The sequence below is a fragment of the Streptomyces sp. NPDC006140 genome (genome assembly GCF_040628815.1).
Classification (GTDB): domain Bacteria; phylum Actinomycetota; class Actinomycetes; order Streptomycetales; family Streptomycetaceae; genus Streptomyces.
The window spans coordinates 623,197-643,472 of the sequence record NZ_JBEXTS010000004.1 but is presented as its reverse complement, the minus strand read 5'-3'; the positions used below and the strand labels follow the sequence as shown (position 1 = coordinate 643,472).

The 20,276-nt window shown below is 72.1% G+C and carries 19 protein-coding genes; 13 read left to right on the top strand and 6 right to left on the bottom strand.

The features are described 5' to 3' along the window. Window positions 1–30: 30 nt before the first annotated feature. A complete protein-coding gene (locus ABZ386_RS15435) occupies window positions 31–807 on the bottom strand; it encodes an amino acid ABC transporter ATP-binding protein (RefSeq protein WP_355714228.1) in 777 nt (258 codons plus the stop codon). A gap of 288 nt (window positions 808–1,095) precedes the next feature. Between ABZ386_RS15435 and ABZ386_RS15430 the strand changes: the two genes are divergently transcribed. Beyond that, window positions 1,096–1,782, top strand: coding sequence for a response regulator transcription factor (locus tag ABZ386_RS15430; protein WP_010034790.1), 687 nt, complete (start codon window positions 1,096–1,098; stop codon window positions 1,780–1,782). 9 nt (window positions 1,783–1,791) lie between these two features. Next, complete coding sequence (locus ABZ386_RS15425; RefSeq protein ID WP_358964890.1) at window positions 1,792–3,198, top strand: HAMP domain-containing sensor histidine kinase; 1,407 nt, start codon at window positions 1,792–1,794, stop codon at window positions 3,196–3,198. Here ABZ386_RS15425 and ABZ386_RS15420 read toward each other — a convergent pair. Then, window positions 3,188–4,189, bottom strand: coding sequence for a TAXI family TRAP transporter solute-binding subunit (locus tag ABZ386_RS15420; protein WP_351348591.1), 1,002 nt, complete (start codon window positions 4,187–4,189; stop codon window positions 3,188–3,190). The genes ABZ386_RS15425 and ABZ386_RS15420 overlap by 11 nt on opposite strands. Window positions 4,190–4,285: 96 nt before the next feature. On the opposite strand from ABZ386_RS15420, the gene ABZ386_RS15415 reads away from it, so the two are divergent. Then, window positions 4,286–4,693: a MazG nucleotide pyrophosphohydrolase domain-containing protein gene (locus tag ABZ386_RS15415; protein ID WP_351348593.1), complete on the top strand. Its 408-nt coding sequence runs from the start codon at window positions 4,286–4,288 to the stop codon at window positions 4,691–4,693. 91 nt (window positions 4,694–4,784) lie between these two features. Here ABZ386_RS15415 and ABZ386_RS15410 read toward each other — a convergent pair whose 3' ends face one another. Both ABZ386_RS15410 and ABZ386_RS15405 read right to left on the bottom strand, forming a co-directional pair. Beyond that, complete coding sequence (locus ABZ386_RS15410; RefSeq protein WP_351348596.1) at window positions 4,785–6,002, bottom strand: cation:proton antiporter; 1,218 nt, start codon at window positions 6,000–6,002, stop codon at window positions 4,785–4,787. Window positions 6,003–6,006: 4 nt separating this feature from the next. Beyond that, window positions 6,007–6,492, bottom strand: a complete 486-nt coding sequence (locus ABZ386_RS15405; RefSeq protein ID WP_114255686.1) for a TrkA C-terminal domain-containing protein — start codon at window positions 6,490–6,492, stop codon at window positions 6,007–6,009. Window positions 6,493–6,703: 211 nt separating this feature from the next. Here ABZ386_RS15405 and ABZ386_RS15400 point away from each other — a divergent pair, with 211 nt between their 5' ends. The 4 genes from ABZ386_RS15400 (at window position 6,704) to ABZ386_RS15385 (ending at window position 10,786) form a co-directional block, all read left to right on the top strand. After that, window positions 6,704–7,669, top strand: a complete 966-nt coding sequence (locus ABZ386_RS15400) for a sensor histidine kinase (protein ID WP_355714215.1) — start codon at window positions 6,704–6,706, stop codon at window positions 7,667–7,669. Next, window positions 7,669–8,328, top strand: a complete 660-nt coding sequence (locus ABZ386_RS15395; protein ID WP_114255688.1) for a response regulator transcription factor — start codon at window positions 7,669–7,671, stop codon at window positions 8,326–8,328. The genes ABZ386_RS15400 and ABZ386_RS15395 overlap by 1 nt, the downstream gene beginning before the upstream one ends. Before the next feature lie 76 nt (window positions 8,329–8,404). Next, a complete protein-coding gene (gene miaB, locus ABZ386_RS15390) occupies window positions 8,405–9,919 on the top strand; it encodes a tRNA (N6-isopentenyl adenosine(37)-C2)-methylthiotransferase MiaB (RefSeq protein WP_356500109.1) in 1,515 nt (504 codons plus the stop codon). A 153-nt stretch (window positions 9,920–10,072) separates the two neighbouring features. Further along, window positions 10,073–10,786 carry a class III extradiol dioxygenase subunit B-like domain-containing protein gene (locus tag ABZ386_RS15385; protein WP_358964889.1) on the top strand — a complete coding sequence of 238 codons (714 nt, stop codon included), beginning with the start codon at window positions 10,073–10,075 and terminating at the stop codon, window positions 10,784–10,786. Between the two features lie 149 nt (window positions 10,787–10,935). Here the strand turns inward: ABZ386_RS15385 and ABZ386_RS15380 are convergent, their stop codons facing one another. Next, the gene (locus tag ABZ386_RS15380; RefSeq protein ID WP_351348611.1) at window positions 10,936–11,289 is read right to left on the bottom strand and encodes an antitoxin; all 354 of its coding nucleotides are present in this window, start codon (window positions 11,287–11,289) and stop codon (window positions 10,936–10,938) included. A gap of 26 nt (window positions 11,290–11,315) precedes the next feature. Then, window positions 11,316–11,591: a hypothetical protein gene (locus ABZ386_RS15375; protein WP_351348614.1), complete on the bottom strand. Its 276-nt coding sequence runs from the start codon at window positions 11,589–11,591 to the stop codon at window positions 11,316–11,318. 182 nt (window positions 11,592–11,773) lie between these two features. Between ABZ386_RS15375 and miaA the strand changes: the two genes are divergently transcribed. The 6 genes from miaA to hflX all read left to right on the top strand — a co-directional run bounded on the left by miaA (window position 11,774) and on the right by hflX (window position 20,240). Further along, window positions 11,774–12,712, top strand: coding sequence for a tRNA (adenosine(37)-N6)-dimethylallyltransferase MiaA (gene miaA, locus ABZ386_RS15370; RefSeq protein ID WP_351348617.1), 939 nt, complete (start codon window positions 11,774–11,776; stop codon window positions 12,710–12,712). A gap of 108 nt (window positions 12,713–12,820) precedes the next feature. Continuing rightward, window positions 12,821–13,333, top strand: coding sequence for a hypothetical protein (locus ABZ386_RS15365; RefSeq protein ID WP_198678305.1), 513 nt, complete (start codon window positions 12,821–12,823; stop codon window positions 13,331–13,333). Window positions 13,334–13,488: 155 nt separating this feature from the next. After that, window positions 13,489–14,361, top strand: coding sequence for a diaminopimelate epimerase (gene dapF, locus ABZ386_RS15360; RefSeq protein ID WP_358964888.1), 873 nt, complete (start codon window positions 13,489–13,491; stop codon window positions 14,359–14,361). Between the two features lie 296 nt (window positions 14,362–14,657). Next, window positions 14,658–16,835: an HD domain-containing protein gene (locus ABZ386_RS15355; RefSeq protein WP_358964887.1), complete on the top strand. Its 2,178-nt coding sequence runs from the start codon at window positions 14,658–14,660 to the stop codon at window positions 16,833–16,835. Window positions 16,836–16,927: 92 nt separating this feature from the next. Next, window positions 16,928–18,589 carry a M1 family metallopeptidase gene (locus ABZ386_RS15350; protein ID WP_351348626.1) on the top strand — a complete coding sequence of 554 codons (1,662 nt, stop codon included), beginning with the start codon at window positions 16,928–16,930 and terminating at the stop codon, window positions 18,587–18,589. Window positions 18,590–18,746: 157 nt separating this feature from the next. Further along, the gene (hflX, locus tag ABZ386_RS15345; protein ID WP_114255698.1) at window positions 18,747–20,240 is read left to right on the top strand and encodes a GTPase HflX; all 1,494 of its coding nucleotides are present in this window, start codon (window positions 18,747–18,749) and stop codon (window positions 20,238–20,240) included. The last annotated feature ends 36 nt before the right edge of the window (window positions 20,241–20,276 follow it).

The window sequence follows — 20,276 nt, the reverse complement described above, 5'->3', positions numbered from 1 at the left end:
ACGCGGGCCGTCGCGGGGGCGACGCGCGCCTCAGTGATGCAGGATCTTCGAAAGGAAGTCCTTGGCGCGGTCGCTGCGCGGATTGCTGAAGAACTGGTCGGGCGCAGCCTCCTCGACGATTCGGCCGTCCGCCATGAACACCACGCGGTTTGCCGCCGATCGTGCGAAACCCATCTCATGGGTGACGACGATCATCGTCATGCCGTCGCGGGCGAGCTGCTGCATGACCTCCAGCACCTCGTTGATCATCTCGGGGTCGAGCGCGGAGGTGGGCTCGTCGAAGAGCATCACCTTCGGCTCCATGGCCAGCGCCCGCGCGATCGCCACGCGCTGCTGCTGGCCGCCGGAGAGCTGTGCCGGGTACTTGTCGGCCTGCGCGCCCACGCCCACCCGGTCGAGCAGGGCACGGGCCCGCTCCTCGGCCGCCTGCTTGCCCTTCTTGCGGACCTTGATCTGGCCGAGCATCACGTTCTCGAGCACGGTCTTGTGCGCGAAGAGGTTGAAGGACTGGAAGACCATTCCGACGTCGGCGCGCAGCTTCGCCAGGGCCTTGCCCTCGGCGGGCAGCGGCTTGCCGTCGATCGTGATCGAGCCGGAGTCGATCGTCTCCAGGCGGTTGATGGTGCGGCACAGGGTGGACTTGCCGGACCCGGAGGGTCCGATGACCACGACGACTTCACCGCGGGCGATCGTCAGGTCGATGTCCTGGAGTACGTGCAACGCGCCGAAGTGCTTGTTGACGCTCTTCAGGACGACCAGTTCGCCGGTCGCGGCCACATCTTCCTTGGCCACCGATACTTCGGTCATCGCTCTCAGGCTCCGTCCTCCTCGGTTTCGGAGGACAGTAGTAACCCTCTACGACCTGCGTCATTACATCTGAGGGGAATCTGAGCATCACGATCCGATAGCAATCGGACACGTGTCGTAGCACTTGCGAGCAGTGCTCATATCGGCCGGGTAACGGAAGGGCTCCGCAACCGGAACCCTCTTGACGCCGTCCTCATCCATCAGCGTGACTGCACAAGGTGCACGCGCGCGTGCACGCGTTTTTGTACACAAACAGATCGTACGGCCAGTGAACCGAAGGGGGCCCGGGTGAGACTGCTGCTCGTCGAGGACGACAACCACGTCGCCGCCGCCCTGTCGGCGGTCCTGGCGCGGCACGGCTTCGACGTCACGCACGCGCGCAGCGGTGAGGAGGCCCTCCAGGCCCTCGTCCCCGAGGTCGACGGCTTCGGTGTCGTCCTGCTCGACCTGGGCCTGCCCGACCAGGACGGGTACGAGGTCTGCGGCAAGATCCGCAAGCGCACCAGCACCCCCGTGATCATGGTGACGGCCCGCTCCGACGTGCGCTCCCGCATCCACGGCCTCAACCTCGGCGCCGACGACTACGTGGTGAAGCCGTACGACACCGGCGAGCTGCTCGCCCGGATCCACGCGGTCAGCCGGCGCACCTCCCACGAGGACACCTCCAGCGGCATCGAGACCGAGCTGCGGCTCGGCCCGGTGCACATCGAGCTGCCCACGCGCCGGGTCAGCGTGGACGGAACGGTGATCCAGCTGACCCGCAAGGAGTTCGACCTGCTGGCCCTGCTCGCGCAGCGGCCCGGGGTGGTCTTCCGCCGGGAGCAGATCATCAGCGAGGTGTGGCGGACCAGCTGGGAGGGGACCGGCCGCACCCTGGAGGTGCACGTCGCGTCCCTGCGCGCCAAGCTGCGCATGCCCGCCCTCATCGAGACCGTACGCGGAGTCGGCTACCGGCTCGTCGCGCCTGCCGGATAGCGGGGCCGGGTGCGCACTCGTCTGCTCCCGCTGCTGATCGTCCTGATGGCGGCCGTGCTGCTCGCGCTCGGCGTGCCGCTCGCCGTCAGCCTGGCCGGCGCCCAGCAGCAGAAGGTCGTCGTGGACCGTATCGACGACACCGCGCGTTTCGCGGCCCTCGCCCAGTTCGTCACCGACTCGCCCGACGGGACCGCCGGCGCGTTCGAGAACGAGCGCCTGGCGACGCTCAGCAGCGAACTCGACAGCTACCACGAGGTCTACGGCATCCGGGCCGGTGTCTTCTACCGCAGCGGCCGTGCCATGGCCCACGCCCCGGCCAGGTGGTCCCTGCCGGAGGAGGGCGAGGTGCGTGAGGCCTTCGACGAGGCGCTGCTCAGCCGCCGCAGCCACGACCCGAAGCAGGTGTGGCCCTGGCAGCGCCGCAACCTCGTGGTCGCCTCGCCGGTCATCCGGGACGGGGACGTCGTCGCGGTCGTCGTCACCGACTCGCCCACCGGGCAGATGCGCTCGCGCACGCTGCACGGCTGGCTGGTCATCGGCGCCGGCGAGTTCGCCGCGATGCTGCTGGCCGTCGGCGCCGCCCTGCGGCTGACCGGCTGGGTGCTCAAGCCGGTGCGGGTCCTGGACGCCACCACCCACGACATCGCCACCGGACGGCTGAAGTCCCGGGTCGCCGCCGCCGGAGGGCCACCGGAACTGCGACGCCTGGCCCGGTCGTTCAACGAGATGGCGGACAACGTCGAGGACGTGCTGGAGCAGCAGCGCGCCTTCGTCGCCGACGCCTCGCACCAGCTGCGCAATCCGCTCGCGGCGCTGCTGCTCCGCATCGAGCTGCTCTCCTTCGAACTGCCCGAGGGCAACCAGGAGATCGCCTCGGTCCAGGCCGAGGGCAAGCGCCTCGCGCAGGTCCTGGACGACCTGCTCGACCTGGCGCTGGCCGAGCACACCGAGGCCGACCTGAAGATCACCGACATCGGCGAGCTCGCCGCCGAACGCGTCGCGGCCTGGGCGCCGACCGCCGAGGCCAGGGGCGTACGGCTGGTCGGCGACTGCCCGCCCACGACCGCGTGGGCCGACCCGGTCGCGCTCTCCAGCGCGCTGGACGCCGTCATCGACAACGCGGTGAAGTTCACGCCCGAGGACCAGACCGTCGAGGTGGGCGTCGCCTCCAACGGCAACACCTCCACCATCGTCGTCACCGACCACGGCCCCGGCCTCACCGACGAGGAACTGGCCCGCATCGGCGACCGCTTCTGGCGCAGCGGCCGGCACCAGAACATCAAGGGCTCGGGCCTAGGACTGTCCATCTCCCGGGCGCTGCTCGCCGCCGGCGGCGGCTCCATCGCCTTCGACCGCAACGAACCGCACGGACTCCGGGTGACCCTGCGCGTGCCCAGGTCGGGGCCTACGGCTTGACCGACTGGTAGTAGCGCTGGGCGCCGACGTGCAGCTGGAGCGGGTCGGTGTAGATCGCCGTGCGGACGTCGACCAGCTGGGCGGAGTGGACGGTCGCGCCGATGCCGTCCCGGCTGTCGATCACCGTACGGGTCAGCCACTCGGTGAGCCGGGGATCCATGTCGGTGCGCGTCACCAGCAGGTTGGACACCGCCAGCGTGGGCACCGGCTCGCCGCGCTGGATGGTGGGGTAGGCCGACTCCGGCATCTTGGTGGCGCGGTAGTACCGCGTGGCACCGCCCTGGTCGTGCAGCTTGGCCACGAGTGAGGCGTCGATCGGCACGAACCGGAAGGCCGACGCCGACTTCTTGGCCAGCCGGCTGAGCCCGTCCGTGGGCAGCCCGCCCGACCAGAAGAACGCGTCGAGGCCGTGCCCCAGCCGCTTCGGCCCGGTGTCGATGCCGTCCGAGGACGGCTCGATGTCCTTCTCCGGGTCGATACCGGCCGCCTTGAGCACGCCGTTCGCGATCAGCCGCACACCGGAGTCGGGCAGCCCTATGGCCACGCGCTTGCCGCGCAGGTCCGCGACGGAGCGGATGTCCGAGTCGGGCGGCACGACCAGCTGGACGTAGTCGTCGTACAGGCGCGCGACACCACGCAGCCGGTCGGCGCCCGCGCCGTTGTCGAACTGGTACGTGGCGACCGCGTCGGCCGCGGCGATCGCGAAGTCGGCCTTGCCCGTCGCCACGTCCGCCACGTTCTCCTGCGAGCCGGCACTGGTCAGCAGCCGCACCTTCAGATCCGGCATGTCCCTGTCGATCTCGGCGCGCAGGAGCTCGCCGTACTCGTGGTAGACCCCCGCGCGCGTGCCCGTGCTGAACCTGATCGTCCCGGCCGGCGGCTCCTCGGCCCAGGGGCGCAGCCACCACAGCAGCAGCCCGAGCACCACGAGGGAGGCGGCACCGCCCTGCAGGGCCCGGTGCCTGCCGATACGGGGGAGCGTCCTGGACATGCGCGAGATCCTGCCAGCCGTGGGGCCGGTCTGACCAGGGCGGGTCCCCCGGGCCGGGCGGACGGGGTGTCAGTGGCGGCCACTACAGTCGCCGTCATGAGCTCCTCGCCCGCTGACCTGGTCCGTGAATTCCACCGCGCCTTCGGCCTGGACGTCCGCAGCGCCCCGACGGAGATCTCCCCGGAACTCGCCGCCCACCGCGGCGAACTCCTCGCGGAGGAGGCCGCGGAGGTCGCCGAGGTGTCGGTGACGGGCCCGCTGGACCGGCTCGCGCACGAGCTGGCGGACGTCGTCTACGTCGCGTACGGCACCGCCCTCGTCCACGGCATCGACCTCGACGCGGTGCTCGCCGAGGTCCACCGCTCCAACATGACCAAGATCGGCCCCGACGGCTCGGTCTCCCGCCGCGCGGACGGCAAGGTCCTCAAGGGCGAGCACTACGAGGCACCGGATGTGCCGGGGGTGCTGCGGAAGCAGGGGTGGGTGCCGGGTGGGGGTGAGTGACCTGGGCCGTTCCGGCGGACGACCCATCTGGCCTGCCGGCGGATGACTCACCTGCCCACCGGCCCGCCCGGGCCCGCCCAGGACCGCTGCCTCACTCGGCGACCGGAGCCTCCGCTTCCGCCGCCCGGGGCGCGCGCTCCGGCCGGCCCGGCTCACGGCGTCGGCTCCACCAGGTCGCCACCGGCTCCGTGTACCGCGCGGTGAGCGGCCCCAGGACGACCAGGATCAGGACGTACGCCGTGGCCAGGGGGCCGAGGGACGGTTCGATGCCGGCCGCGACCGCGAGCCCCGCGATGACGATCGAGAACTCGCCGCGGGCGACCAGCGCACCCCCCGCCCGCCAGCGGCCCTTGACGGAGATCCCGGCCCGCCGGGCGGCCCAGTAGCCGGTGGCGATCTTCGTCAGCGCGGTGACGACGGCCAGGCCCAGGGCCGGCAGCAGGACGGGCGGGATGCTCGACGGGTCGGTGTGCAGCCCGAAGAAGACGAAGAAGACCGCCGCGAACAGGTCGCGCAGCGGACTCAGCAGGGTGTGCGCACCCTCCGCCACCTCGCCCGACAGCGCGATGCCCACCAAGAAGGCCCCCACCGCCGCCGACACCTGGAGCTGCTGCGCGACACCCGCGACCAGGATCGTCAGGCCCAGCACGACCAGCAGCAGCTTCTCCGGATCGTCGCTGGAGACGAACCGTGAGATGACCCTGCCGTAGCGCACCGCCAGGAACAGCACGAGCCCCGCCGCGCCCAGCGCGATCGCCAGGGTCACGCTCCCGGCCATCAGGCCGGCCCCCGCCACCAGCGCCGTCACGATGGGCAGGTACACCGCCATCGCCAGGTCCTCCAGCACCAGCACGCTGAGGATCACCGGCGTCTCCCGGTTGCCGACCCGGCCCAGATCGCCGAGCACCTTCGCGATCACGCCCGACGACGAGATCCAGGTGACACCGGCCAGGACGACGGCGGCCACCGGCCCCCAGCCGAGCAGCAGCGCCACCGCCGCCCCCGGCAGGGCGTTGAGCGCGCAGTCGACCAGACCGGACGGGTAGTGGGTCTTGAGGTTGGAGACCAGGTCGGTCGCCGTGTACTCCAGGCCCAGCATCAACAGCAGCAGGATGACGCCGATCTCGGCGCCCGTGGCGATGAACTCCTCGCTCGCGCCCAGCGGCAGCAGACCGCCCTCGCCGAACGCCAGGCCGGCCAGGAGGTACAGCGGTATGGGCGACAGCTGGAAACGGGCGGCGAACCGGCCGAGCAGGCCGAGGCCGAGGATGATGGAACCGAACTCGATCAGCAGGACCGCGGAGTGCACCGGCTCACTCCCGACCGAGTATCGTCGCGGCCGCGTCCACGCCCTCACGGGTGCCGACGACGATCAGCGTGTCCCCACCCGCCAGCCGGAAATCGGGTGCCGGCGACGGGATCGCCTCGGCCCGGCGCAGCACGGCCACGACCGACGCGCCCGTGTCCGTCCGCATCCGCGTGTCACCCAGCACCCGCCCGTTCCAGCGCGAGGTCGCGGCCACCTCGACACGCTCGGCGACCAGCCCCAGGTCCGTGGTGTACAGCAGGCTCGGACTGTGGTGCGACGGCTTCAGCGCGTCGATCAGCGACCCCGCCTCCGAACTGGTCAGCCGCAGCGACTGCGCGCAGGAGTCGGGATCGTCGGCCCGGTACACGTTGACCGTGCGCGTCCCGTCGCGGTGCGCCACCACCGACAGATGGCGGTGTTCCCGGGTCTCCAGGTCGTACTGGACCCCGATCCCCGGCAGCGGCGTCGCCCTCAGGCGCGGTGCTGACACGTTTCTTTCCCCTAGCTCGTGTGGTGTGTAGCGCTTCTTGTCGGTGTGGTGATGACCGGTGTCGATCATCAAACGGTCGACTCCGCATGCTGCCATCCGGCCGTACGGTGACGACATGGGTGTCGTGACGGATATACGCAGCGGCCGGTCGCCGGAGAGGGTGGAGGGGGCGATGTCGTACGCGAAGGCCGGAAGGGACGGATCCAGGAACGTGTCCTTGTTCTGGCGGATCTTCTCGCTCAACGCCGCGGGACTGGTCGTGGCCACCGCGCTGCTGCTCGGCCCGGTCACCGTCTCCACCCCGGTCCTGGCGGGCGAGGCGGTCGTCCTGCTCGGCGGCCTGGCGCTGCTGCTCGCGGGCAACGCGCTCGTGCTGCGCTTCGGCCTCGCACCCCTGCAACGCCTGGGCCGGGCCATGGCCACCGCCGACCTGCTGCGACCGGGATCCCGCCCGGTGGTCGCCGGCCCGGCGGAGACGGCCGGGCTGATCACGACGTACAACAGGATGCTCGACCGGCTGGAGGCCGAGCGGGCCGCGGGCGCCGCCCGGGCACTCTCCGCGCAGGAGAGCGAACGGCACCGGATCGCCCGGGAGCTCCACGACGAGGTCGGGCAGACCCTGACCGCCGTCCTCCTCCAGCTCAAGCGCGTCGCCGACCGGGTGCCCGAGGACCTGCGCGAGGACGTGGGCCAGGCGCAGGAGGCCACCCGGGCCGGACTGGACGAGATCCGCCGCATCGCCCGCCGGCTGCGCCCCGGAGTCCTGGAGGAACTCGGACTGGCCAGCGCCCTGCGCTCGCTCGCCGCCGAGTTCACGACCCATGGGCTGACCGTGCGCCACCACGTCACCGCCGACCTCCCCGCCCTGACCCCGGAATCGGAACTCGTCGTCTACCGGGTGGCCCAGGAAGGCCTCACCAACACCGCCCGGCACGCCGCCGCCGACCGAGCGGAACTCCGGCTCCAGCCGGTGCCCGGCGGTGTCGAACTCCTCGTACGCGACAACGGCAGGGGCCTCGGCAGCGCACCCGAGGGCGCCGGCATCACGGGGATGCGCGAGCGCGCCCTCCTGGTCGGCGCCGCCCTCACCGTGGAGCCGGCCCCGGGCCGGGGCACCGACGTACGGCTGCGCATCCCCGTGACCGAAGGACCCCAAGGACCCCAAGGACCCCGCTGATGCCCACCCCCACCCCGATCCGCGTCCTGCTCGCCGACGACCACACCCTCGTGCGCCGGGGCGTGCGCCTCATCCTCGACGGGGAACCGGACCTGACCGTGGTCGCCGAGGCCGGGGACGGGGCCGAGGCCGTCGCACGGGCCCGGGAAACCCCCGTCGACCTGGCCGTCCTGGACGTGGCCATGCCCCGCATGACCGGCCTCCAGGCAGCCCGCGAGCTGTCCCGCCGACTGCCCGGCCTGCACATCCTGATCCTGACGATGTACGACAACGAGGAGTACTTCTTCGAGGCGCTCAGGGCCGGGGCCAGCGGCTACGTCCTCAAGTCCGTCGCCGACCGCGACCTGGTCGAGGCCTGCCGCGCGGCCGTGCGCGACGAGCCGTTCATCTACCCCGGCGCCGAACGGACCCTCGTCCGCTCCTACCTGGAGCGCCTGCGCCGGGGCGACGGCCTGCCGGCCCGCGCCATCACCGAGCGCGAGGAGGAGATCCTCAAGCTGGTCGCCGAGGGCCACACCTCGAAGGAGATCGCCGAACTCCTCTTCATCAGCGCCAAGACGGTCGAACGCCACCGCGCCAACCTCCTGCAGAAGCTCGGCATGCGCGACCGCCTGGAGCTGACCCGGTACGCCATCAGGGCCGGACTCATCGAGCCCTGAGCCCCGGGCGGGGTTCCGGGGCCGGGTTGTCCACAGGCGGCCGAGCCACTTCCGCCGACCGCCTACCCTTGTCCCCATGAGCAGCATCGACCGGAGCCAGTCAGTGGGCGGCACGCGCACGTACGAGGTACGCACCTACGGGTGCCAGATGAACGTCCACGACTCCGAGCGATTGGCCGGGCTGCTGGAGGACGCGGGGTACGTCCGCGCCCCCGAGGACGCCGACGCGGCCGACGTCGTCGTCTTCAACACCTGCGCCGTGCGGGAGAACGCCGACAACAAGCTCTACGGCAACCTCGGCCATCTCGCGCCGAAGAAGGCCGCCCGCCCCGGCATGCAGATCGCGGTCGGCGGCTGCCTGGCACAGAAGGACCGCGACACGATTGTGAAGAAGGCGCCCTGGGTGGACGTCGTCTTCGGCACGCACAACATCGGCAAGCTGCCGGTCCTGCTGGAGCGCGCCCGCGTCCAGGAGGAGGCGCAGGTCGAGATCGCCGAATCCCTGGAGGCGTTCCCCTCGACGCTGCCGACGCGCCGCGAGAGCGCGTACGCGGCCTGGGTGTCGATCTCCGTCGGCTGCAACAACACCTGCACGTTCTGCATCGTCCCGGCCCTGCGCGGCAAGGAGAAGGACCGCCGCCCCGGCGACATCCTCGCCGAGATCGAGGCCCTGGTCGCCGAGGGCGTCTCCGAGGTCACTCTGCTCGGGCAGAACGTCAACGCGTACGGCTCGGACATCGGTGACCGCGAGGCCTTCAGCAAGCTGCTGCGCGCCTGCGGGAAGATCGACGGCCTGGAGCGCGTCCGCTTCACCTCTCCGCACCCGCGCGACTTCACCGACGACGTCATCGCCGCCATGGCCGAGACGCCGAACGTGATGCCGCAGCTGCACATGCCGCTGCAGTCCGGCTCCGACCCGGTCCTGAAGGCGATGCGCCGCTCCTACCGCCAGGAGCGCTTCCTCGGGATCATCGAGAAGGTCCGCGCCGCCATCCCGCACGCCGCGATCAGCACGGACATCATCGTGGGCTTCCCCGGCGAGACCGAGGAGGACTTCGAGCAGACGCTGCACGTGGTCCGTGAGGCCCGCTTCGCGCAGGCCTTCACCTTCCAGTACTCCAAGCGGCCCGGCACCCCGGCCGCCGAGATGGACGGCCAGATCCCGAAGAAGGTCGTCCAGGAGCGCTACGAGCGGCTCGTCGCCCTCCAGGAGGAGATCTCCTGGGAGGAGAACAAGAAGCAGGTCGGCCGCACGCTGGAGCTGATGGTCGCCGAGGGCGAGGGCCGCAAGGACGACACGACCCACCGCCTGTCCGGCCGCGCCCCCGACAACCGCCTGGTCCACTTCACCAAGCCGGACCAGGAGGTCCGCCCCGGCGACGTCGTCACGGTCGAGATCACCTACGCGGCCCCGCACCACCTGCTCGCCGAGGGCCCCGTCCTCGACGTGCGCCGCACGCGCGCGGGCGACGCCTGGGAGAAGCGGAACGCGGCCGAGCAGGCCAAGCCGGCCGGTGTGATGCTGGGCCTGCCGAAGATCGGCGCCCCGGAGCCCCTGCCGGTCGCGGCGAGCGGCTGCGGCTGCGACTGAGCGCGGCTGCGTCAGCCACTGTGGCTGTGTGGGCCGTTGCGGCCGCGTGAGCCGTAGAACACGGCTCACGGGTTCCCCGGGCACCCGTAGGAGGTGCGACGCCGTCATGATCGGCGTGCGTGGGGGCGGACCCTGAGGGTTACCCTGCCGATCATGCTTGTCGCCGCCGCTGTCTGCCCCTGCCCGCCCCTGCTCGTCCCCGAGGTCGCCGCGGGCGCCGCTCCGGAGCTGGACGCCGCGCGAGCCGCCTGTACGGACGCGCTGGGCGTGCTCGCCGCCGCCCGGCCCGACCGGCTCGTGGTCGTCGGGCCGGTGGACGGCTCCGGGCCCCAGCCGTACCCGCAGGGCACTCCGGGGTCGTTCCGGGGCTTCGGCGTCGACCTCGACGTACGACTGGGGCCGGGCGAGGCCGCCACCGCGGAACGGCCGCTGCCGTACTCGCTGGCGGTGGCCGCCTGGCTACTGGCGCGGACCGGGTGGTCGCACGCCCCGCTAGAAGGGCTCGGCGTGGGGGACGAGCTCGCGCCCGCGCGGTGTGTCCGGACGGGCAGGGACGTCGCCGGACGGGCCGAGCGGGTGGCCCTGCTGGTGATGGGTGACGCCAGCGCGTGCCGGACGCTCAAGGCCCCGGGCTATCTCGACGAACGGGCGGCGCCCTTCGACGCGGAGATCGCGCGTGCGCTGGGCGCCGTGGACCTGGCCGCGCTCACCGCGCTGGACCCCGGGCTCGCCCGCGAGCTGAAGGTGTCCGGCCGGGCCCCCTGGCAGATCCTGGCGGGCGCGGCCGAGGGCGCGGGCCTCGGCGGATCACTGCTGTACGAGGACGCGCCGTACGGAGTGGGATACCTCGTCGCTGCCTGGTCGTAGACGGGCCGCCGGCGGGGACGGTGGGGACGGCGGCGCGACTGCGGGCCTACGGGCCTGCGGGCGCCCGGGCGCGGGAAACGGCGGACGGCCGGGAGCGCTCCTGCTCCACGGCCGTCCGCCGATGTGCCCTTCAGTGTGCCGTTGTGCGTTCAGGAAGCGGGCGGTGGCGCGTCCGGCGGCGGTGTCATGCCGCTGGTGCCGGGCGGCGGGGTGGTGCCGCTCGTGCCGGGTGGTGGCGTCGTGCCGCGCGTGCCGGGCGGCGGCGTCGTGCCGCCCGCGTCCCGTCCGCTGTCGCCCTGGTGCGCGAGTCGGTCCATGGCGCCCTTGGCCCTGCCCGTGCCCGACTGGATCCTGTCGCTGTACTTGCCCTTGGTCCTCTTGTCGACGACCTGCGCGGCCTTGTCGAGACCGTGCTGGATCTTGTCCTCGTGCCGCTGCGCGAGGTCCGAGACCTTGCTCTTGGCCGGGCCCAGCTTGGCCTTCACGTTGTCCAGGAGACCCATGGTTCACCTTTCCTCGCGCGGGGCGCTCAGGTGCGGGCGCCCTCGCCGGCCTCGTTGTCGGCCGCCTTGTCGGAGGACTGCTGCTTGGGGATGTCGACGCCTTCGGTCTCGGTGACCTCGGCGCCGGCCTCGGTGGCGGGCTTGTCCGCCTCCTTGGCTCCGTCAGCCCCCTTCGCCTCCGCAGTCTCGGCCGCCTCCTCCGCCTCGGACCCGGCCTTCGCCGTGTCGGCCTGTGCCTCGGCGGCAGACGACGCCTCCGTTGTGGCCTTCGACCGCCGGAGAAGTCGTGCAAAAACGCCCATATCCACTCCATACGTTACTCGTGCGGGCGAAATCCCGCGTTGCCCGGTGCGTCCGTTTGCGCGGCCCGGGCCACCGCCTCTGTGATCCGGCGGCAGGAACCTCGCAACGGGCAACGACCCCGGGGCCGTGGCGTCACGTAACTCGTTCGAGAGTGGGGTGGGAGGTTTGCGAGACTGGGGCGGTGAGCAGTGCACCCCCCGCCCCCCGCGTCATCGCCGTCGTCGGCCCAACTGCGGCCGGAAAGTCCGATCTGGGCGTTTTCCTGGCCCAGCGTCTCGGCGGCGAGGTCGTCAACGCCGACTCCATGCAGCTCTACCGAGGGATGGACATCGGCACCGCCAAGCTGACGCCCGAGGAGCGCGGCGGAGTCCCGCACCACCTCCTGGACATCTGGGACGTGACCGTCACGGCGTCCGTCGCCGAGTACCAGCGCCTGGCCCGGGAGCGGATCGAGGCGCTGCTCGCCGAGAACCGCTGGCCGATCCTGGTCGGCGGCTCCGGACTGTACGTGCGCGGGGCCGTCGACAACCTGGAGTTCCCCGGCACCGACCCCGAGGTCCGCGCCCGCCTGGAGGAGGAACTCACCCTCCGCGGCTCGGGCGCGCTGCACGCCCGGCTGGCCGCCGCCGACCCCGAGGCCGCTCGCGCGATCCTGCCGAGCAACGGCCGCAGGGTCGTCCGTGCCCTGGAGGTGATCGAGATCACCGGCAGGCCCTTCACCGCGAACCTCCCCGGCCACGACTCGGTGTACGACACGCTCCAGATCGGCGTGGACGTGGCCCGTCCCGAGCTGGACGAGCGCATCGCACGCCGGGTCGACCGGATGTGGGACGCCGGTCTCGTCGACGAAGTGCGCGCACTGGAGGCGCAGGGGTTGCGTGAAGGGCGTACGGCCTCGCGCGCGCTCGGCTACCAGCAGGTGCTCGCGGCGCTCGCCGGGGAGTGCACTCTCGACGAAGCGCGGGCCGAGACCGTACGTGCCACCAAGCGCTTCGCGCGCCGTCAGGATTCATGGTTCAGGCGGGATCCGCGGGTGCACTGGTTGAGTGGGGCCGCGGCCGACCTCACGGAACTTCCGCAGCTCGCGCTGTCTTTGGTCGAACGACCGGTTACAGCCTGATCACGTCATGGCATCGGGACGCCCAGGCCGTCATCCGGTCCTTCGGCGGCGTGCCATCATCGAGCTTCGATCGACCGAGTTGAGTCCTAGTTGGGAGGGCGCGTGGCGATGGAGGCCGGCCCTCGCGACACCGCACAAGGCACCGATCACATCACCGCCGAGCGGGATGTGCCGGAGCACGAGGACGGACCGGAGCAGGAGACGGACCGTCTCAGCTCCGACGGGCCCGACGAGACGCCGAGTGTGACGGACGACGGCCCCGAGCCCGACGAGATGTTCGCGGGCGAGGTCGAGGTCGAGCTGCGCCCGCAGCGCCGGCTGCGCATCTGGCAGCTCGCGCCCATCGTGAGCCTGGCGGCGCTCGGCTCCCTGATGTTCGCGTTCCCGCTCGCCTTCGACTTCGGCGACAGCGGGGCCGTCATCGCCATGCTCGGCCTGCTGATCTGCTCCTGCGCGGCCGGCTGGGGCATGATGGCGGCCCGCCGCGTCGGCTACACCTGGCCGGGTCTGCCGGCCAAGGGCTCCGGCCGCAGACCGGACTGGCGCGTCGTCCTCGCGTACGCCGTGATGGTGACGGCAGTGGTCGCCCTGGCCGTGTGGCGGGTGGCCCGGCTCCGCTGAAAGCGCCCCCCGTAGGGGGCGCGGGGCTGTGTCGATGTGCGGCTCCGCCGCGTGGGCGCGACAAGCCGCAGAGAGAGCCCGCACGTATGCACGGCCGGACACCCCTGGCACCCTCTCCCGGCCCTGCTCGCGCAGCGCCCCGTACGATCGAAGGCATGAGCACGCGGATCGCCTTCCTCAAGGGCCACGGCACCGAGAACGACTTCGTGATCGTCCCGGACCCCGAGAACGTCATCGACCTGCCCCCGGCCGCCGTCGCCGCCCTGTGCGACCGCCGCGCGGGCATCGGCGGCGACGGCCTGCTGCACGTCGTGCGGTCCGCCGCGCACCCCGAGGCCCGGCACCTGGCGGCCGAGGCGGAGTGGTTCATGGACTACCGCAACGGCGACGGCTCGATCGCCGAGATGTGCGGCAACGGCGTGCGCGTGTTCGCGTGCTACCTCCAGCGCGCCGGGCACGTGACCGAGGGGGACCTCGCGGTCGCCACGCGCGGGGGCGTGAAGACCGTCCACATCGCCAAGGACGGTGACGTCACCGTCGGCATGGGCAGGGCGCTGCTCCCGGCGGGCGACGTCACGGTGAGCGTCGGCGAGCGCAGCTGGCCCGCGCGCAACGTCAACATGGGCAACCCGCACGCGGTGGCCTTCGTCGACGACCTGTCCCACGCCGGCGACCTGCTCTCCCCGCCGCCCTTCAGCCCGGCCACCGCCTACCCGGACGGCGTGAACGTCGAGTTCGTGGTCGACCGCGGCCCCCGGCACGTCGCGCTGCGCGTGCACGAGCGCGGCGCCGGCGAGACCCGCTCGTGCGGCACGGGCGCGTGCGCGGTCGCCGTGGCCACCGCCCGCCGCGACGGCGCCGACCCGGCGGTCACCGGCGCCCCGGCGACGTACACCGTGGACGTCCCCGGCGGCACCCTGGTGATCACCGAGCGCCCCGACGGCGAGATCGAGATGACAGGCCCGGCCGTGATCGTGGCCGAGGGCGAGATCGACGCGGACTGGCTGACGGCCGCCGCAGCCGCATGAGCAGGACGCAACCGGCCTGAAGCAGCGCCACGTCTCCGGCCGCTCGGCGCGAAACGGCCGTTGATAATCGGCCACTTGGCGGGAAGAGAGCCGCAGGGTCCACAGATGTGGGGGTACAAACCTCACATTCGTCCCTCGAATGGGTGATCAGTTTCACGCTCGGCGAGAGGCGGTCAGCCGGGCGTGGTGGGCTCGATAGCATCAAGCACCGGCCCGGACGGGGGACCGAAGCCGCCCCCTGAGCCGTGTCCGCCCTGGGGCACCCCGTCCGCCGGTTGACGCAGCCGGAGGTGCCCATGAGTGCGGAGGCCACGAATTCCGTGACCCCAGGCCCGATGCCGGGCGCGGTGTCGGGACCGGTGACGCCGACAGCCCCGCGCAGAAAGGCCCGCCCCCGGATCGACCTGCGCCGCCTCGGCAGAGCCGCGCTGCTCGGCCCCGCCGCCCGCGGCCGGCTGCCCGACGCCATCAGCCACGTCGTCGACGCGCACCGCGCGCACCACCCCGACGCTGACCTCGAGCCCCTGCGCCGCGCCTACGTCCTGGCCGAGTCCTCGCACCGCGGCCAGATGCGCAAGAGCGGCGAGCCGTACATCACGCACCCGCTCGCCGTGACGCTCATCCTCGCCGAACTCGGCGCCGAGACCACGACGTTGACCGCGTCCCTGCTCCACGACACCGTCGAGGACACGGACGTGACGCTCGACCAGGTCCGCGACCAGTTCGGCGAGGAGGTCCGCTACCTCGTCGACGGCGTCACCAAACTCGAGAAGGTCGACTACGGCGCCGCCGCCGAGCCCGAGACCTTCCGCAAGATGCTCGTCGCCACCGGCAACGACGTCCGCGTCATGTCGATCAAACTCGCCGACCGGCTGCACAACATGCGCACCCTCGGTGTCATGCGCCCCGAGAAACAGGAGCGCATCGCGAAGGTGACACGTGACGTGCTCATCCCGCTCGCCGAGCGGCTCGGCGTCCAGGCGCTCAAGACGGAACTGGAAGACCTGGTCTTCGCGATCCTGCACCCCGAGGAGTACGCGCACACCAGGGAGCTGATCGTCCGCAACGCCGCCCGCTCGGACGACCCGCTCGCCGAGGTCGCCGACGAGATGCGCACCGTCCTGCGCGAGGCGGACATCCCGGCCGAAGTCCTCATCCGGCCCCGCCACTTCGTCTCCGTGCACCGGGTCTCGCGCAAACGCGGCCGGCTCCGCGGCTCCGACTTCGGCCGCCTGCTGGTCCTGGTCAACGAGGACGCCGACTGCTACGGCGTCCTGGGCGAACTCCACACCTGCATGACGCCCGTGGTCTCGGAGTTCAAGGACTTCATCGCCGTCCCCAAGTTCAACCTCTACCAGTCGCTGCACACCGCCGTCGCCCGTGAGGACGGCCAGGTCGTCGAAGTCCTCATCCGCACGCACCAGATGCACAAGGTCGCCGAGGCCGGCGTCGTCGCCCTTGGCAACCCGTACGCCCCCGCCCCCGACGACCCGGCCGACGGCGAGCGCGTCGACCCCACCCGCCCCGGCTGGCTCTCCCGGCTCCTCGACTGGCAGGAAGCGGCACCCGACCCCGACCACTTCTGGTCGACCCTGCGCGAGGACCTCGCCCAGGACCGCGAGATCACGGTGTTCCGGCCCGACGGCGGCACGCTCGGCCTGCCCGAGGGGGCGACCTGTGTGGACGCCGCGTACGCGCAGTACGGCGAGGACGCGCACGCGTGCATCGGCGCCCGCGTCAACGGCCGCCTGGCGACCCTGAGCACGGTCCTGAGGGACGGCGACACCGTCCAGCTCCTCATGGGCCAGGACCCGGCCTCCGAGCCCTCCCGGGAATGGCTGGAGCACGCCCACACGCCCGCGGCCCGGATCGCCATCCAGCGGTGGCTCGCCGCCCACCCGGCACAGGCCGAGGCCCAGCGGACCGACGCGCAGAACGCCCAGGACCGGGCCGCTCACCGGCCGGGCGCCGGCGTACCCGACCCGGACGCGGCCGCCGAGCAGCCCGCCGCCCGGCCCGCCGCGGGCAGCGTCCTCACGGACCGGCCCGGCGCGGCCGTCCGGCTCGCCCGCTGCTGCACTCCCGTACCGCCCGACGAGATCGCGGGCTTCGCCGTACGCGGGGGAGCGGTCACCGTGCACCGTGCCGAGTGCGCCGCGGTGGCGCGCATGCGGGACGGGGGGCGTGCGGAGGTCGGCGTGCGCTGGGGGGAGGCCACCGAGTGCCGGGTCACGCTCGTCGCCGAATCGTTCGTCCGTCCCCATCTGCTCGCGGACCTCACCGAGGCCATGGCCCTCGAAGGCGCCGAGATCGTCTCCGCGACCGTTGAGCCCCCGACCCAGCAGCAGGTGCGCCACACGTACACCGTGGAGCTCCCGGACGCGGCCCGGCTGCCCGCCCTCATGCGCGCCATGCGCAATGTGGCGGGGGTGTACGACGTGAGCCGGGCACAGCCGCAGCCGCAGGGCGGCTGAGGCGGCAGGCGGCGCAGGCCCCGGTCCCCGGTTCGGGTGGGCCGGGCGCGCGTCGTCCGTGCCGCGCACGCGCGCGCTGGTAGCCGTGGGGCATGCTCCCGACCCCCCACAGCCAGGCCGCCACCCCCACCCATCGGCGCCGGACAGCCGCCTCTCCCACCCATCCGCGTCGGACGGCCGCCGTCCCCACCCATCGGCGCCGGACGGCCGCCGCCCTGCTCGCCTCGGCCGTCTCCGTCTGCCTCCTCGCCGCGAGCGCGCCCGCCGTCCCCCTCGGCGTCGGCGACCGCCTCTACCCGCACCTCGGCAACCCCGGCTACGACGTCGCGTCGTACGACCTCTCCTTCACGTACCCCGGCAACAACAGCGAGCCGCTGCGCGCCGTCACCACCATCGACGCCTGGACCACCGCCGACCTGGACCGGATCAACCTGGACTTCGCCCACGGCACGGTCCACTCGATCGAGGTCGACGGCGAGCCCGCCGCGTACCGCACCGCCGGCGAGGACCTGGTGATCACGCCCGAGGACTCCGTGTCGGACGGCACCTGGATGCGGATCACCGTGCGGCACACCAGTGACCCCGTCCCGGCCAAGGGCCGCGAGGGCGGCTGGGTGCGCACCGCGGACGGCCTCGCCATGGCGAACCAGGCCGACGCCGCGCACCTGGTGTTCCCCTGCAACGACCACCCCTCCGACAAGGCGATGTTCACCATCCGGGTCACCGCGCCCGACGGCCACACCGCCGTCGCCAACGGCCTGTCCGCCGGAGTCGACCGGTCCGGCGGCGCGACCACCTGGACGTACCGCACGCAGCACCCCATGGCCACCGAACTCGCCCAGGTCTCCATCGGCCGCTCCACGGTCCTGCACCGCACCGGCCCGCACGCCCTGCCCGTACGGGACGTCGTACCGACCCGGTACCGCAAGGCCCTCGAACCCTGGCTGGAGAAGACCCCCGGCCAGCTCGCCTGGATGGAGAGCAAGGTCGGCCGCTACCCCTTCGAGACGTACGGCCTGCTCATGGCCGACGTCTCCACCGGCTTCGAACTGGAGACCCAGACGCTCTCCCTCTTCGAACGCGAGCTCTTCACCGAGCCCGCCTACCCCGCCTGGTACGTCGAATCGATCATGGTCCACGAGCTGGCCCACCAGTGGTTCGGCGACAGCGTCACCCCCCGCACCTGGTCCGACCTGTGGCTCAGCGAGGGCCACGCCACCTGGTACGAGGCGCTGTACGCCGAGGAGCAGGCCGGCAAGCCGCTGCGGGACCGCATGAAGGCCGCGTACGGCGCCTCCGACCGCTGGCGCGCCGCCGGGGGACCGCCCGCCGCCCCCAAGGCACCCGAGCCCGGCCGCAAGACCGGCATCTTCCGGCCCAACGTCTACGACGGCGCCGCGCTCGTCCTGTACGCCCTGCGCCAGGAGATCGGCCGCCCGGCCTTCGAAGCCCTGCAACGCGCCTGGGTCGGCCGCCACCAGGACGACAACGCCACAACCGAGGACTTCGTCCGGCTCGCCGCCGAGATCTCCGGGCGCGACCTGGACGCCTTCTTCCAGGGCTGGCTGTACGGCGAGCGGACCCCGCCGATGCCGGGGCACCCGGAGTGGAAGCCGGAGACGCCCGCGAAGCCGGCCGCGCCCGTGGAACGGACCGGGGCGACGAAGCCGGCCGCCCCTGACAGGGCAGCCGCGCCTGAGAGAGCAGCCGCGGCTGAGAGGACAACGGCGTCCGCGGGAGCAGCGGCTCGATAACCCAGTGACGAGACGCCCCGTGCCGTGCGACCATCTTCAGGTCGGCGCGGCACCGAGAGCCGGGAATCTCCCGGCCCGCTCGTGCGTTGTCGACTGTGACGGAACAGCTCCGAGCTCTCCGTCACCCCCAACGGTTTCCCAGCTACGTAAGGATCCAATGACCTCCTCTTCTTCCCCTTCCCAGGACACCAAGCGCTTCGCGCACAGCCACCCCGAGGGTCTTCGGGCCGATGCCCTGATGGAAGAGGACGTCGCCTGGAGCCACGAGATCGACGGAGAGCGGGACGGCGACCAGTTCGACCGCTCCGACCGCGCGGCTCTGCGCCGCGTGGCGGGCCTCTCCACCGAGCTCGAGGACGTCACCGAGGTCGAGTACCGCCAGCTCCGCCTGGAGCGGGTCGTCCTCGTCGGCGTCTGGACCACGGGAACCGTGCAGGACGCGGAGAACTCCCTCGCGGAGCTCGCCGCCCTCGCGGAGACGGCGGGCGCGCTGGTGCTCGACGGTGTGATCCAGCGCCGCGACAAGCCCGACGCGGCCACCTACATCGGCTCCGGCAAGGCCGAGGAGCTGCGCGACGTCGTCCTCGAGACGGGCGCGGACACCGTCATCTGCGACGGTGAGCTCAGCCCGGGCCAGCTCATCCACCTCGAAGACGTCGTCAAGGTCAAGGTCATCGACCGTACGGCCCTGATCCTGGACATCTTCGCCCAGCACGCCAAGTCCCGAGAGGGCAAGGCGCAGGTCGCGCTCGCGCAGATGCAGTACATGCTGCCGAGGCTCCGCGGCTGGGGTCAGTCGCTGTCCCGGCAGATGGGCGGCGGCAAGGGCGGCGGCCTCGCCACCCGTGGTCCCGGTGAGACCAAGATCGAGACGGACCGGCGGCGGATCCGCGAGAAGATGGCGAAGATGCGCCGGGAGATCGCGGAGATGAAGACCGGCCGCGAGATCAAGCGCCAGGAGCGCAAGCGCCACAAGGTGCCGTCCGTGGCCATCGCGGGCTACACCAACGCGGGCAAGTCCTCGCTGCTCAACCGCCTCACGGGCGCGGGAGTACTGGTCGAGAACGCCCTGTTCGCGACCCTCGACCCGACCGTGCGCCGGGCCGAGACCCCGAGCGGACGGCTGTACACACTGGCCGACACGGTCGGTTTCGTACGCCACCTGCCGCACCACCTGGTCGAGGCGTTCCGCTCCACGATGGAGGAGGTCGGCGACTCCGACCTGATCCTGCACGTGGTGGACGGTTCGCACCCGAACCCGGAGGAGCAGCTGGCCGCCGTGCGCGAGGTGATCAGGGACGTCGGCGCCACCGACGTACCCGAGATCGTCGTGATCAACAAGGCGGACGCGGCCGACCCGCTGACGCTCCAGCGGCTGCTGCGCGTCGAGAAGCGCTCCATCGCCGTCTCGGCCCGCACCGGCCGGAACATCGACCAGCTGCTCGCTCTCATCGACGACGAGCTGCCCCGCCCCTCGGTCGAGATCGAGGCGCTCGTGCCGTACACGCACGGCAAGCTGGTCGCCCGTGCCCACGACGAGGGCGACGTGATCTCCGAGGAGCACACCCCGGAGGGCACCCTGCTCAAGGTGCGGGTCCACGAGGAACTGGCGGCGGAGCTCACGCCGTACGTCCCGGCGCCGCTGGCCTGACCGGCCTGACGCCCGCCGGCCCGACCGGCCGACCGA